The 12,890-nt window shown below is 67.5% G+C and carries 15 protein-coding genes; 5 read left to right on the top strand and 10 right to left on the bottom strand.

The genetic code is table 11. The features are described 5' to 3' along the window. Nucleotides 1-59: 59 nt before the first annotated feature. Genes fahA through CFB46_RS07880 form a run of 5 tightly spaced genes read right to left on the bottom strand, consistent with a single transcriptional unit; the run spans nt 60 to nt 5,989 of the window. Nucleotides 60-1,364, bottom strand: coding sequence for a fumarylacetoacetase (gene fahA, locus CFB46_RS07900; RefSeq protein ID WP_089499682.1), 1,305 nt, complete (start codon nt 1,362-1,364; stop codon nt 60-62). Further along, on the bottom strand, nt 1,361-2,695 hold the full coding sequence (gene hmgA, locus CFB46_RS07895) for a homogentisate 1,2-dioxygenase (protein WP_089499681.1): 1,335 nt from the start codon (nt 2,693-2,695) through the stop codon (nt 1,361-1,363). The genes fahA and hmgA overlap by 4 nt, the downstream gene beginning before the upstream one ends. Nucleotides 2,696-2,710: 15 nt before the next feature. Further along, a complete protein-coding gene (locus CFB46_RS07890; RefSeq protein ID WP_089499680.1) occupies nt 2,711-4,072 on the bottom strand; it encodes an MFS transporter in 1,362 nt (453 codons plus the stop codon). After that, nucleotides 4,069-4,299: a DUF2783 domain-containing protein gene (locus CFB46_RS07885; protein ID WP_027783659.1), complete on the bottom strand. Its 231-nt coding sequence runs from the start codon at nt 4,297-4,299 to the stop codon at nt 4,069-4,071. The genes CFB46_RS07890 and CFB46_RS07885 overlap by 4 nt, the downstream gene beginning before the upstream one ends. 28 nt (nt 4,300-4,327) lie before the next feature. Then, nucleotides 4,328-5,989 carry an FAD-dependent oxidoreductase gene (locus tag CFB46_RS07880; RefSeq protein ID WP_089499679.1) on the bottom strand — a complete coding sequence of 554 codons (1,662 nt, stop codon included), beginning with the start codon at nt 5,987-5,989 and terminating at the stop codon, nt 4,328-4,330. 352 nt (nt 5,990-6,341) lie between these two features. Here CFB46_RS07880 and CFB46_RS07870 point away from each other — a divergent pair, with 352 nt between their 5' ends. After that, nucleotides 6,342-7,145, top strand: coding sequence for an EAL domain-containing protein (locus CFB46_RS07870; protein WP_027783657.1), 804 nt, complete (start codon nt 6,342-6,344; stop codon nt 7,143-7,145). Nucleotides 7,146-7,265: 120 nt separating this feature from the next. On the opposite strand, the gene CFB46_RS07865 is transcribed toward CFB46_RS07870, so the two are convergent. After that, on the bottom strand, nt 7,266-7,676 hold the full coding sequence (locus CFB46_RS07865) for a GFA family protein (RefSeq protein ID WP_027783656.1): 411 nt from the start codon (nt 7,674-7,676) through the stop codon (nt 7,266-7,268). Between the two features lie 154 nt (nt 7,677-7,830). Then, complete coding sequence (locus CFB46_RS07860) at nt 7,831-8,622, bottom strand: IclR family transcriptional regulator (RefSeq protein ID WP_027783655.1); 792 nt, start codon at nt 8,620-8,622, stop codon at nt 7,831-7,833. Between the two features lie 272 nt (nt 8,623-8,894). Here CFB46_RS07860 and CFB46_RS07855 point away from each other — a divergent pair, with 272 nt between their 5' ends. Further along, nucleotides 8,895-10,082, top strand: coding sequence for an acyl-CoA dehydrogenase (locus tag CFB46_RS07855; protein WP_027783654.1), 1,188 nt, complete (start codon nt 8,895-8,897; stop codon nt 10,080-10,082). Between the two features lie 125 nt (nt 10,083-10,207). On the opposite strand, the gene CFB46_RS07850 is transcribed toward CFB46_RS07855, so the two are convergent. Beyond that, complete coding sequence (locus tag CFB46_RS07850; RefSeq protein ID WP_027783653.1) at nt 10,208-10,846, bottom strand: peroxiredoxin; 639 nt, start codon at nt 10,844-10,846, stop codon at nt 10,208-10,210. Between the two features lie 317 nt (nt 10,847-11,163). Here CFB46_RS07850 and CFB46_RS07845 point away from each other — a divergent pair, with 317 nt between their 5' ends. The 3 genes from CFB46_RS07845 to CFB46_RS07835 all read left to right on the top strand — a co-directional run bounded on the left by CFB46_RS07845 (nt 11,164) and on the right by CFB46_RS07835 (nt 12,463). Continuing rightward, on the top strand, nt 11,164-11,466 hold the full coding sequence (locus tag CFB46_RS07845; RefSeq protein WP_006494044.1) for a DUF883 family protein: 303 nt from the start codon (nt 11,164-11,166) through the stop codon (nt 11,464-11,466). 120 nt (nt 11,467-11,586) lie between these two features. Continuing rightward, on the top strand, nt 11,587-11,976 hold the full coding sequence (locus CFB46_RS07840) for a phage holin family protein (RefSeq protein ID WP_089499678.1): 390 nt from the start codon (nt 11,587-11,589) through the stop codon (nt 11,974-11,976). Between the two features lie 43 nt (nt 11,977-12,019). Next, nucleotides 12,020-12,463, top strand: coding sequence for a DUF3318 domain-containing protein (locus CFB46_RS07835; RefSeq protein ID WP_089499677.1), 444 nt, complete (start codon nt 12,020-12,022; stop codon nt 12,461-12,463). A 54-nt stretch (nt 12,464-12,517) separates the two neighbouring features. Here the strand turns inward: CFB46_RS07835 and CFB46_RS36345 are convergent, their stop codons facing one another. Together CFB46_RS36345 and CFB46_RS36340 are read right to left on the bottom strand one after the other, a co-directional pair. Next, nucleotides 12,518-12,670 (bottom strand): hypothetical protein, encoded by a 153-nt coding sequence (locus CFB46_RS36345; RefSeq protein WP_256980651.1) that lies wholly within the window; start codon nt 12,668-12,670, stop codon nt 12,518-12,520. After that, on the bottom strand, nt 12,660-12,863 hold the full coding sequence (locus CFB46_RS36340) for a prepilin-type N-terminal cleavage/methylation domain-containing protein (RefSeq protein ID WP_256980650.1): 204 nt from the start codon (nt 12,861-12,863) through the stop codon (nt 12,660-12,662). Before CFB46_RS36340 ends, CFB46_RS36345 begins: the two co-directional genes overlap by 11 nt. Nucleotides 12,864-12,890: the final 27 nt, after the last annotated feature.

The following is a 12,890-nucleotide window of genomic DNA, read 5'->3' as shown; positions in this document are numbered from 1 at the left end:
GCCGCCCTGTCATTCCGTACTACGCGTGACCGACGCGTGACGTTTCGCGCTGCGCTCCGTCAAGCACGCCGCGCCGGCAAAATTCTGCCCGCACACATGCCGAAGCCGACGCGATAGCCGTTGCCCTGGCACCAGCCGACGAGCGTCAACTCGTCGCCGTCCTCGATAAACGTGCGGCTGCCGCCACCGTTCAGCGCGACCGGCTCCTTACCGTTCCACGTCAGCTCGAGCAGGCTGCCGAACGAACCCTTCGTCGGCCCGCTGATCGTGCCCGAACCCATCAGATCGCCCACGCGCGTGTTGCAGCCGGCGACCGTGTGATGCGCCAACTGCTGCGCCATCGTCCAATACATGTGCTTGAAGTTGGTGCGGCAGATCGACGTCGCCTCGGCGGCACCCTCCGCGCGCAGCGTCACTTCCAGCGCGATGTCGAATGCATGCTTGCCCGCATGCTGCAGATACGCGAGCGGCTGCGGCGACTGCTCCGGCTGCGCGACGCGGAACGGCTCGAGCGCGTCGAGCGTGACGATCCACGGCGAGATCGTCGTCGCGAACGTCTTCGCGTTGAACGGGCCGAGCGGCACGTACTCCCACTGCTGGATGTCGCGCGCGCTCCAGTCGTTCAGCAGCACCATCCCGAAGATATGCGCTTCCGCGTCCTCGCACGCGATCGGCTCGCCGAGTGCGTTGCCCTTCCCGACGATGAAGCCCGTTTCCAGCTCGATGTCGAGCTTGCGGCACGCGCCGAACACCGGGCGCTCCTGATCGGGCAGCTTCAGTTGCCCGTTCGGGCGCCGCACCGGCGTGCCGCTCACGACCACCGACGACGCACGGCCGTTGTAGCCGATCGGCATCTCCGACCAGTTCGGCAGCAGCGCATTCTTCGGATCGCGGAACATCGAGCCGACGTTGGTCGCGTGCTCCTTCGACGAATAGAAATCGGTATAGCCGGGAATCTCGACCGGCAGATGCAGCGTCGCGTCGCGCTGCGCGACGAGCACCTGCGCGCGCAGCGCCGCATCATCGCGCAACCGTGCGTTGTCTTGCGAAAACAGTTCGGACAACTGCACGCGTACGCTGCGCCATGCGTCGCGGCCGAGTGCGATGAACTCGTTGAGCGTCGGCGCGGCGAACGCATCGGCGCCGGCCGGCAACGTCACGAAGCCCGCACGCGCCAGCGCCGCGAGATCGACGATCCGGTCGCCCAGCGCGACGCCCGCACGGCGCGCGCCCTGCTTCGCATCGCTGAAGATCCCGAACGGCAGGTTCTGGATCGGGAAGTCGCAGGCGGGATCGTTCGCCGTGTCGACCCAGCTCTTGCGGGCGGGGTCGAGCGTCGCGCGCCAGTCTTGGGTGTCGCTCATCGTTGCTCCGGATTGAAGTGTTTCTGGATGCCTTGCCAGCATTCGAAGTAATCGGCCTGCAGCTGCGCGGTGTCGAGCGCGTAGCGCGTCGGCCGGATCAGCGTGCGGGTTTCGAACATGAACGCCATCGTCGCGTCGACCTTGTGCGGCTTCGTCGTGTCGCTCGCCGACGCCTTCTCGAACGTGTCCGCGTCGGGCCCGTGGCCCGACATGCAGTTGTGCAGGCTCGCGCCGCCCGGCACGAAGCCCTCGGCCTTCGCGTCGTATGCGCCGTGCACGAGCCCCATGAACTCGCTCGCGACGTTGCGGTGGAACCACGGCGGGCGGAACGTATCCTCGGCCGCGAGCCAGCGCGGCGGGAAGATCACGAAGTCGATCGTGTCGACGCCCGGCGTGTCGCTCTGCGACTGCAGCACGAGGAAGATCGACGGATCGGGATGATCGAAGCTGATCGAGCCGATCGTGTTGAACAGGCGCAGATCGTATTTGACCGGCGCGTAGTTGCCGTGCCACGCGACGACGTCGAGCGGCGAATGGCCGATGTCCGCGCGCCAGAGGCGCCCGTTCAGCTTCGCGATCAGCTCGAACGCGCCTTCGCGGTCTTCATACGCGGCCTGCGGCGTCAGGAAATCGCGCGGGTTCGCGAGCCCGTTCGAGCCGATCGGGCCGAGATCCGGCAGGCGCAACAGTGCGCCGAAGTTTTCGCAGATGTAGCCGCGCGCGTCGCCGTCCGGCAGCGCGACGGTAAAACGCACGCCGCGCGGAATCACCGCGATCTCGAACGGCTCGACGTCGAGCCGGCCGAATTCGGTCGCGATAAACAGGCGCCCCTGCTGCGGCACGATCAGCAGTTCGCCGTCCGCGCTGTAGAAGAAGCGGTCCTGCATCGAGCGGTTCGCCGCGTACAGGTGGATCGCGCAGCCGTTCATCGCGGCAGCCGACCCGTTGCCGGCCATCGTCACGAGGCCGTCGACGAAATCGGTCGGCTCGACCGGCATCGGCAGCGGATCCCAGCGCAACTGATTGGGCGGCGTCGGCGGCACGTCGGCCGAATCGCCGAATTCCGACACGAGCCGCTGCGGGCCCGCATACGGCTCGAACGGCCGATGCACCGCGGCCGGGCGAATCCGGTACAGCCACGAGCGGCGGTTGTGGCCGCGCGGCGCGGTAAACGCAGTGCCCGACAACTGCTCCGCGTACAGCCCGTACGGCGCGCGCTGCGGCGAGTTGCGCCCGTGCGGCAGCGCGCCGGGCAGCGCCTCGGTCGCGAATTCGTTCGCGAAACCGCTCAGGTAGCCGGCGGTCGCCGGTTTCGACAGGTCAAGCGTCATCGTTTCCTTTCTCCATCAATTCAGGGCGGCGTTCGGCGCCTGCGCGCCGCCGCGCCGCGTGACGCCCGCGAGGCCCAGCACGAACAGCGCCGAGCACAGCACGGGCACCGCGGCCGCGTGGAACAGCGCGCCGTTCGACCAGTTGAGCGCAATCAGTTGCCCGCCGACGAGCGGCCCGAGCACCGAGCCGATCCGGCCGATGCCGAGGCTCCAGCCGATGCCGGTCGAGCGCAGCGACGTCGGGTAATACTGGCCCGCGAGCGCGTTCACGGCCGGCTGCCCGCCGACCACGCAGAACCCGCCCGCGAACACGACGACCAGCAGCCACGGCAGCGCATGCGCGACCGAGCCGATCAGCCCCACCGACACGGCCGCGCACGCGAAGCACGCGAACAGCACACGCACGAAACCGTAACGTTCGATGAACCAGCCGAGCGACAGCGTGCCGATCACGCCGCCCGTCTGCAGCACCGTGCCGACGATCACCGCCGTGCCGGGCGAATAACCGGCGGCGCGCATCACGGTCGGCAGCCAGTTCGACAGGAAGTACAGGTCGATCAGGTTCATGAAGCTGATGGCCCACAACAGCAGCGTGACCGGCAGGCGGCCATGGCGGAACAGCTCGGCGACCGGCGCGCCGCTCACGGCACGCTCGCGCACGACGAGCCGCGTATTCGCATCGATGCCGGCTTCCGGCGCGAACCGCGCGAGCCAGTCGCGCGCCTGCGCGACGCGCCCTTTCAGCACCAGGAACTGCAGCGACTCGGGCAGCCGCGCGGCCATCGCGAGCGTCAGCACGAGCGGCACCGCGCCGCCGACGAAGAACACCGAACGCCAGCCGAGCGCCGGAATCAGCGCCGCGCTGATGAAGCCGCCGAGCGCCGCGCCGAGCGTGAAGCCGCACGACACGATCATCATCCGCTTCACGCGATGCGCGGCCGGGCTGAACTCGCCGACCAGCGCCATTGCGTTCGGCATGATGCAGCCGAGGCCGAGCCCGGTGACGAAGCGCAGCGCCATCAGCACGGGAATCGAGCCCGCGAACGGCGTCGCGAGCATCGTCACCGCGAAGAACAGCGTCGAGCCGATCAGCACCGGGCGCCGGCCGATGCGGTCGGCCAGCACCGACAGCCCGAGTGCACCGAGCAGCATCCCGAACAGGCTCGCGCTGAACACGGGCCCGAGCGCCTGCTTCGGCACGCCCCATTCGGCGATCACGCTGGGCGCGACGTAGCCCATCGCCTGCGCATCGAAGCCGTCGATCACGAGGCACAGCCCGCACAGCATCAGCAGCATCCAGTGAAAACCCGGGCGATGGGTCTCGTCGATCACGCGCTCGACTTCGAGCACGCGCGCGTCGGCCGGCGCCGCGCTCATTGCGCGACCTCGGCGGCCGGATGCACGAGCGGCGTCACGCCCTGGCGCGCGAGCGCCATCGCTTCGCGCAGCACGTCGGCGTCGCCGACCTGGTTCGCGAGCAACAGGATCAGCTTCGCGTTGACGAGCTGGCTGTCCGCGTCCGACAGGTCGCGATGCATGTCGATCAGCGCTTCGTAGAACGCGTCGGGGTCGGCCAGGCGCGGACGGGTATCGAGTGGGGGCATGACGGTGTCTCCGGTGTCTTTATCGTATTCAGCGTGCGCAGATCGCGCGCGCCAGTGCGTCGGCAATCGCCTGACGGTCGAGCGTGCGCGTGCGGGCGCAGACGTGCTGGTCGGGGCGCAACAGGTAGAACGTGCCGGGCTGCGCGTCGTAGCGCCGCGCGGCGAGCCCGTCGACGTCCTCCACGACGTCGACGCCGGCCACCGGCTGCGCGTGCCCGGCCGGCACGACGAGCACCGGCCGAACCGGCACCGCGAGACCGTCGACGGCCAGCGCCAGCGCCGCCGCGTCGCCCGGCAAGCCGAACAGCACGCCGGTGAAGCCGCCGCGCAAATGCTGCAGCAGCCAGCCCGGCGTGCCCTGCGCGCGCACCGGCGCATCGGCCGCCGCCGCGCCCGGCCGCATCGCGCACGCGAATGCGTCGCCGCCGCGGTCCGGCGTGTTGAGCGGCGAATCGGCGAGCACGGCCGGCACCGACAGGCGCCCGCTGTTCACCAGCTTGCGCGCGAACTCGCAGTCGCGCGCGAGCTTCAGCGTCGCATCGCGGAACACGCGCGACACCGCGCTCTTCGGCGTGATGAAGTCGGTCGAGCGCGTCGAGTTGCGGATGTTCTCGTCGGCCGCGAACTCGCGCTCGCTCGCATACGTATCGAGCAGGCTGTCGGCGGAATGGCCGTCGAGCACCAGCCTCAGCTTCCACGCGAGGTTGTCCGCGTCCTGCACGCCGCTGTTCGCGCCGCGCGCGCCGAACGGCGACACGCCGTGCGCGGAATCGCCCGCGAACAGCACGCGGCCGTGACGGAACGTCTCCATTCGCTGGCAGCGGAACGTATAGACGCTCACCCACTCGAGCTCGAACTCGACGTCCGGCCCGAGCAGCGCGCGCACGCGCGGGATCACGCGCTCCGGCTGTTTCTCGGCGACGGGATCGGCATCCCAGCCGAGCTGGAAGTCGATGCGCCACACGTTGTCCGGCTGGCGGTGCAGCAGCACCGACTGGTTGCGGTGAAACGGCGGATCGAACCAGAACCAGCGCTCGGTCGGAAACTCCGCCTTCATCTTCACGTCGGCGATCAGGAAGCGGTCCTTGAACGTGCGGCCGCGGCTTTCCAGGCCCATCGTCGTGCGCATCGGGCTGCGCGAGCCGTCGGCCGCGATCACGTACTGCGCACGCAGCGTCGCGACGCCGTCCGGCGTCTCGATCGTCAGCACCGCATGTTCGGCCGACTGGTCGACGCCCGTCACCTTGTGCTTCCAGCGGATGTCGATGTTCGCCAGTTCGAACGCGCGATCGGCCAGATAGCCTTCGACGTAGTACTGCTGCAGGTTGATGAACGCGGGGCGCGCATGCCCTTCCTCGGGCAGCAGGTCGAAGGCGTAAAGCTGCTCGTCCTGCAGGAACACCTTGCCGACGTGCCAGCTCACGCCCTTGTCGACGAAGCGCTCACCGCAGCCGAGCCGGTCGAAGATCTCGAGGGTGCGCTTCGCGAAGCAGATCGCGCGCGAGCCGGTCGACAGCGTGTCGTCGTCGTCGAGCAGCACGACGGGCACGCCCTGCTGCGCGAGGTCGATCGCGGCCGCGAGGCCCACCGGGCCCGCGCCGACGACGATCACCGGATGAACGGCCGCGTCGTGCGCGCGGGCGCGGTACTCGAACTTCAGCGTCTGGTAATCGATGCTCATGGTCGCCATCCGCTCCTCAACCGCGCCGCGCGCGCACCGCCGCGCCCGTCGTCCCGCCCCTCTCCTGCCGGCGCGCCTGCCCGCCTGTCCTGTCAACCGCCACGTCTCGCTCCTTGCTTCCGTTGATTCGTGAACGACGCCGTTTCGCGGCGCCCGCATGCCGCATTTCTTGATCGGCGACAAATCCTGGATTTACGAATAGTAAAACCAATTACGAATAGTGAAATCAACGTAAACCCTAGGCATCGACTCGGGGACGGGATAACCATATGAGTGAAACGCCGAGCCGAGCGCGGCGCGCGCTGCTAATATCAAGTCAACGAGGCGGCCCTTTCGGCCGCCATTTTTCCTTCTCACGCCGATGATTCCGCCTACCATCCCCGAGTTGGTCGCCCGTGCCGGGCAGCTGCCGTATCTGCGGGAACACCTCGCGCTTGCCGAAGGCGGCACCGCGTGCGCGAATCTGCCCGAGCGCACGCTCGCGAGCGCATACGAGCCGATCTACGACGTGACGATGCCCGGCTCGCCGCAATCGACGTCGTTCGCCGACGCGATCGAGCGCTACGGCGACGAGCTCGGCTTCCAGGCCGTCACGCTCGTCACGGGCGCGCAGCACGATCCGGTCGACGCGGCCGTCGACGACCAGACGCTGGTCGCGATCGACCGCCTGTCGCGCGCGCTGCACGCGATCAATTTCTTCGGGGCGCAGCGCCACGGGCTGTTGTTCCTGCGCGTGCACGAGCGGCTGCTCAAGAGCGTGAAATACGACCACGGCAAGCATTTCTCGTCGGTGCTGCAGCGCTTCGGGCTGCCGGTCGAGCGAATCGTGATCGAGCTGCCGGCGGTTGCGGTCGCGCACAAGACCTTCCTCGGCTACCTGACGCGCAGCTACCAGCATCACGGTTTCAAGGTCGCGGACAAGCTGCCCGACCCGGGCCGCATCCTCGCGGTCGAATCGGAGATGGCGCGCCCCGACTACATCAAGATGGATGCGGGCATCGCGTTGCGCGACGGGATGGTCAAGGCGCTCGTCGCCTACGCACAGCGCGTGCGCATTCCGCTGATCTTCGACGGCGTCGTCGACGAGACGCAGTGCGAGTTGCTGCGTCAGCACGACGTGCGGTTCATGCAGGGGCCGGTGTTCGCGAAGGTCGTGACGGCCTGAGCGATCGGCAGGAAAGGCGCGCCGCAGGCCGGCGGATGGCGTGATGTTCGCGTGATGCTTGCGGGATGGGAGCCGGGAAGCCGGGGCGGCGGCCGCGCAGCACACGCCGACGGTTACCGCCTACGCTCTTCCACCATCGTCGTATTTGGGCAGATCGTCGCCGATCTCGACGCCCGGGAAACGATCGCGATACCAGACGTGCCATGCCGGACGCAGCCGCGACGGTTCGTCGAGCGTCGCGTAATTGATCTCGACCGTCCGCGGCGCGTCGGAGAGCCGGTATTCGAGCTGCGCGCCGCAACGGCCGCAGAAGCGCCGCTCGCCCCACGCGCTCGATGCATAGACGGTCGGTTCGCCCTGCAGGTATTCGAATGCGCCGATCGGCACCGATGCCGACGCAACGACCGCCGCGCCGGTCGTGCGCTGGCAGAGCCGGCAGTGGCAGAAGCCGGCATCGGTGGGAACCTCGGCGATACGATAGCGGATCGCGCCGCACGCGCATCCGCCCTCCATCGGTTCGGGGTGGGCCATTGCAAACCTCGTCGTCGGGGAGCAGGCGAACGATGATGAGCGCCGTTCGCCCGTCGCGCAATACACGGCGGCGCCGCGCCGCCACCACGCCCCACGCCGCCCCGGCGCGAACGAACCGGTTGCCGCGCGAAGGCAACACCCGCGCGCTCGTTGCTCAGACCGTCTGCCCGAGCCGCTGCGCGAGCGCCTTCAGTTGCGGCCCGACCTGCGTGCGAAACACGCCCTCGTCCATCGACGACGCCGGGCCGCTGCAGCTCAGGATCAGCCAGCGCCCCTCGCGCGGCTCGCGAAACGGCACGGCCGCCGCGTTCACGTCCATGTGCCACGCGCGGAACGAATAGCAGCAACCGCCCGTCGAGAATTCGGCCACCGCCTGCTGCGCGGCCTCGACGAGCGCATCGGCGTCGGCCGCGCCGCCGGCGGCGCGGTGCAGTTCGGCATAGAGCGCGCGGCGCACGTCGTCCGGCTGCACGGCCAGGTACGCGCGCCCCATCGAGCTCGTCAGCATCGACAGCCGCGAACCGGGCGCGAGCCCGAGCGTCAGCGCGGTCTCGCTGCGGATCGTCTCCAGATAGATCATGTCGAGCCCGTCGCGGCAGCCGAGCGACACGGCCGCGCCGATCTCGCGCGCCAGCGCCTGCATGTGCGGCCGCGCGAGATCGATCGTCCCCGAGCCCGACAGCAGCGCATAGCCGAGCGACAGCACGCCGGCGTCCAGCGCATACTTTCCGAGCGTCTCGTCGTAGCGCAGATAGCCGAGCACCGTCAGCGTATAGGCCAGCCGGTTCACCGTCGCCTTCGGCAGCCCCGTGCGTTCCGCGAAATCGCGGTTGCCCAGCATCGTCTCGCCGGGCCGGAAGGCGCGCAGCAGGTCGAGCCCGCGCGCGAGGGCGACGACGAACTTGCGCTCGTCGATCGTGGTGTCATCCATGGTTGAAAGTGTCATCCGGTGCTACACTGGGTTCGATTTGCAAAACATTGTTCCGCACAGCGGAACGCAAGTCAAGCGAACTTCAGGCATCAGCCCGGAGCACGCGCTGACGCGCTACTTCTGCCCGACCGAAAAGCACGGTTGTGGAGTCAGCGCCGAGGCGCCCACTTCGACCGACCGCAAAGCAAGGGGCCGAGTAAGCACTGAAGCGCCAACTCGGGCCGACCGCGAAGCATGGGGCCGAGTAAGCGCTGAAGCGCCAACTCGGGCCGACAGGAGATGAGACGATGAGTGCTGCAACTTTTCATTGGGACGATCCGCTGCTGCTCGACCAGCAACTGACCGAAGAAGAGCGAATGGTCCGCGATGCCGCACAGGCGTACGCACAGGACAAGCTCGCGCCGCGCGTCACCGAAGCGTTCCGCCACGAACGCACCGACGCGGCCCTCTTTCGCGAGATGGGCGAGGTCGGCTTGCTCGGCCCGACGATTCCCGAGGAATACGGCGGCCCCGGCCTCAACTACGTGAGCTACGGGCTGATCGCGCGCGAAGTCGAGCGCGTCGATTCGGGCTACCGGTCGATGATGTCCGTGCAGTCGTCCCTCGTGATGGTGCCGATCCACGAATTCGGCTCCGACGCGCAGAAGCAGAAATACCTGCCGAAGCTCGCGACCGGCGAATGGATCGGCTGCTTCGGCTTGACCGAGCCGAACCACGGCTCCGATCCGGGCAGCATGGTCACGCGCGCGAAGAAGGTGCCGGGCGGCTACTCGCTGTCCGGCGCGAAGATGTGGATCACCAACTCCCCGATCGCCGACGTGTTCGTCGTGTGGGCGAAGCTGGAAGAAAACGGCAAGGACGCGATCCGCGGCTTCATCCTCGAGAAGGGCTGGAAGGGCCTGTCGGCGCCGGCGATCCACGGCAAGGTCGGGCTGCGCGCGTCGATCACCGGCGAGATCGTCCTCGACGAGGTGTTCGTACCCGAAGAGAACCTGATGCCGAACGTGAGCGGCCTGCGCGGCCCGTTCACCTGCCTGAACTCGGCGCGCTACGGGATCGCATGGGGCGCGCTCGGCGCCGCCGAGTCGTGCTGGCACACCGCGCGCCAGTACGTGCTCGACCGCCAGCAGTTCGGCCGGCCGCTCGCCGCGAACCAGTTGATCCAGAAGAAGCTCGCCGACATGCAGACCGAAATCACGCTCGGCCTGCAAGGCGTGCTGCGCCTCGGCCGGATGAAGGACGAAGGTACGGCCGCCGTCGAGATCACGTCGATCATGAAGCGCAATTCGTGCGGCAAGGCGCTCGACATCGCCCGCCTCGCGCGCGACATGCTCGGCGGCAACGGCATCTCCGACGAATTCGGCGTCGCGCGCCACCTCGTGAACCTCGAGGTGGTCAACACGTACGAAGGCACGCACGACATCCACGCGCTGATCCTCGGCCGCGCGCAGACGGGCATCCAGGCATTCTTCTGACGATCCGGCCATGACGCACGCGGCAGCGATGCCGCGCACGCGCCCGCCGCCAGATAAAAGGCCCGCCCGGCATCGCTGCCGGACGGGCCTTCGTCATGGAAGCCGCGGCTGCGGGCCGCCGATGCTTACTTGTTCGGCTGCGGCGTCAGGCGCAGATACGGACGCACCGCCTTGAAGCCCTTCGGAAAGCGCTTCTTCAGCTCTTCCGGATCCTGCAGCGACGGCACGATCACGACGTCGTCGCCGTCCTTCCAGTTGCCGGGCGTCGCGACCTTGTAATTGTCGGTCAATTGCAGCGAATCGATCACGCGCAGCACTTCGTCGAAGTTGCGCCCCGTGCTGGCCGGATAGGTGATCGTGAGCCGCACCTTCTTGTTCGGGTCGATCACGAACAGCGAACGCACCGTCAGCGTTTCGTTCGCGTTCGGGTGAATCATGTCGTACAGCTGCGACACCTTGCGGTCCGCGTCGGCGATGATCGGGAAGCCCACGACCGTCGACTGCGTTTCGTTGATGTCGTTGATCCAGCCCTTGTGCGATTCGACGCCGTCGACCGACAGCGCGATCACCTTCACGTTGCGTTTCTCGAATTCGCCCTTCAGCTTCGAGGTCAGCCCGAGTTCGGTCGTGCACACCGGCGTGTAGTCGGCCGGATGCGAGAACAGGACACCCCAGCTGTTGCCGAGCCACTCGTGAAACTTGATGGTGCCCAGGCTCGATTCCTGCTCGAAATCCGGTGCGATGTCACCAAGACGCAGACTCATGATGTTCCCTCCTCGAACGATGCTGGTTGAAACCGCGCGCCGGACAGCGCGGGGCAGTCCATCAGCTTACGGGAAGCAATGGGCCGTGCGAACGATTATTCCGTTTGATATTCATTCTTTTTTGTCATTTTTACCCGGGGTCGCGGCAGGGCGGAGGGCTGCGAGGGAAACTTTTCAATCCTTTGCCGCTCTGTTCATTATTACAAGTCGTTTACCATGCAGTCTTGCGCTGCCGCCGTTTGTCTTGCCGGCTCGCCAGCAGGCAGGGGTTTCGCTACGATGTGAACCTGCAGCATGACAGCACGAAGGGAGTTGCAATGTCGGAAATCAACAAGGAGAAACTGATGTCGGATATCAAAACCGTTCTCTCGGACGCCGAAGACCTGCTCAAGCAAGCAGCGAGCAGCACGGGCGACCGTGCGGCCGAGCTGCGCGAGAAGGCCATGTCTCGCCTGAAGCAGGCCAAGGAAAAGGCAGCCGACGTCCAGGTCGTGGTGGTCGAGAAAGGCAAGAAGGCCGCGCGCGCGACCGACGACTACGTGCACGAGCATCCGTGGACGTCGATCGGCGTGGCCGCCGGCGTCGGCGTGCTGATCGGGCTGCTGATCAACCGCAAGTAACGCGCTCGGCGCCGTTTCGCCCCGCAGGCCGCGTCGCGCGGCCTGCGGGCGTCGAAGCCAGCCGGCCTGCGCCGGCCGGCTTTGTCCTAGCTGCTCACTGCACGCGCAAGCATTTCATCCATGACGACAGACACCCCCTCGCAGCCGTCCGGTCAAGGACCGCTGCGCCGCCTCGTCGGCTCCGCCATCGGCCTTCTGCAGACGCGCCTCGAACTGGTGGGCATCGAGCTTGCCGAGGAGAAGGAGCGCCTGATGGGCGTGCTGTTCCTCGGACTCGCCGCGATGATGCTCGCGACCATGGCGCTCATCAGCCTGACCGTGCTGATCGCGATCGCGTTCTGGGATACCTACCGCTGGCAGGCGCTCGCCGCGATCACCGCGCTGTATGCCGTTAGCGCCATCGTATGCGCGCTGAAGGCGCGCTCGGGCCTGCGCGACGCGCCGACCGTGTTCGAGGCGACGCTCGCCGAACTCGATAAAGACCGCGACCTGTTCCGCGGCAAGCCGTGACCGCCCTCGCGCTCATCCCTTCCACCTACTTCGCCGACGCGCCATGAGCCAGAACATCACGGGCAATTCATCCCGCTCCCATTCGTCGCGATCGCACTGGAGCGCGTCGCAGCACCGCGCGCTCCGCAAGGAATTGCTGATCCTGCGATCCGAAGTCGAGCGGCTCGAACTCGCGGAAGCCGCAGCCGAAATGCGCCAGGCCGTCACGCGCTTCAGCTGGCTCAAGGTATTCATCCCCGGCCTGTCCTCCCACAAGTTCGGCCAGTCGGCCAAGAACCTGAACGCAAGCCTCGGCCAGCTCGTCAACCAGTATCCGATGCTGAGCTCGCTCGCGTCGCTCGTGCTGGCGAAACCCATTCGCTCGCTGCTGCGCGCGAGTGCGGGCCCCGCGTTGAAGTGGGGTACGCTCGGCTTCGCCGCATGGGAAATCTACAGGATCTGGGCGCAGTCCCGCGACGAGCGCGGGCTCGACGCGCGCGACGATTGACCGTCGGCATCCCGCGCGCACGGCCATGGGCCGCTGCGCGCCTTCCTTGCGAACTCAGCGCTCGCCCCAGCAGACAGCGCCCGGTTCGCCGGCGCCATCGTTGCCTGCATTGCCGTTCGTCCCGTCCGAGCGCAGCGTGAATGTACCGCATGCATCGTCGTGCATCGGACCAGTGTCGAGCGGCGCCGCTGCCAGTTCATAGCTCACCGGCGAATCGTCGCCGTCCGGCCGCCCGAGCGCTATTCGATTCTCGGCATGCCCGTGCGGCGGCACCTGCGCCAGCATGCCGCGGATGCGCACCATCGACTATGGCGAGCGACATAGCGACCATCAGCTCGACGAGCGTGAATCCGCCCGGTCGTTGCACCACATTCTTCAGGGATTGAGCGCCCAGCTCCATCGCAATCGTCCTCCGCAACGGTGATGC

Source organism: Burkholderia sp. HI2761 (genome assembly GCF_002223355.1).
In the GTDB taxonomy this organism is placed as follows: domain Bacteria; phylum Pseudomonadota; class Gammaproteobacteria; order Burkholderiales; family Burkholderiaceae; genus Burkholderia.
This window is presented reverse-complemented; position numbering and strand designations above follow the sequence as displayed.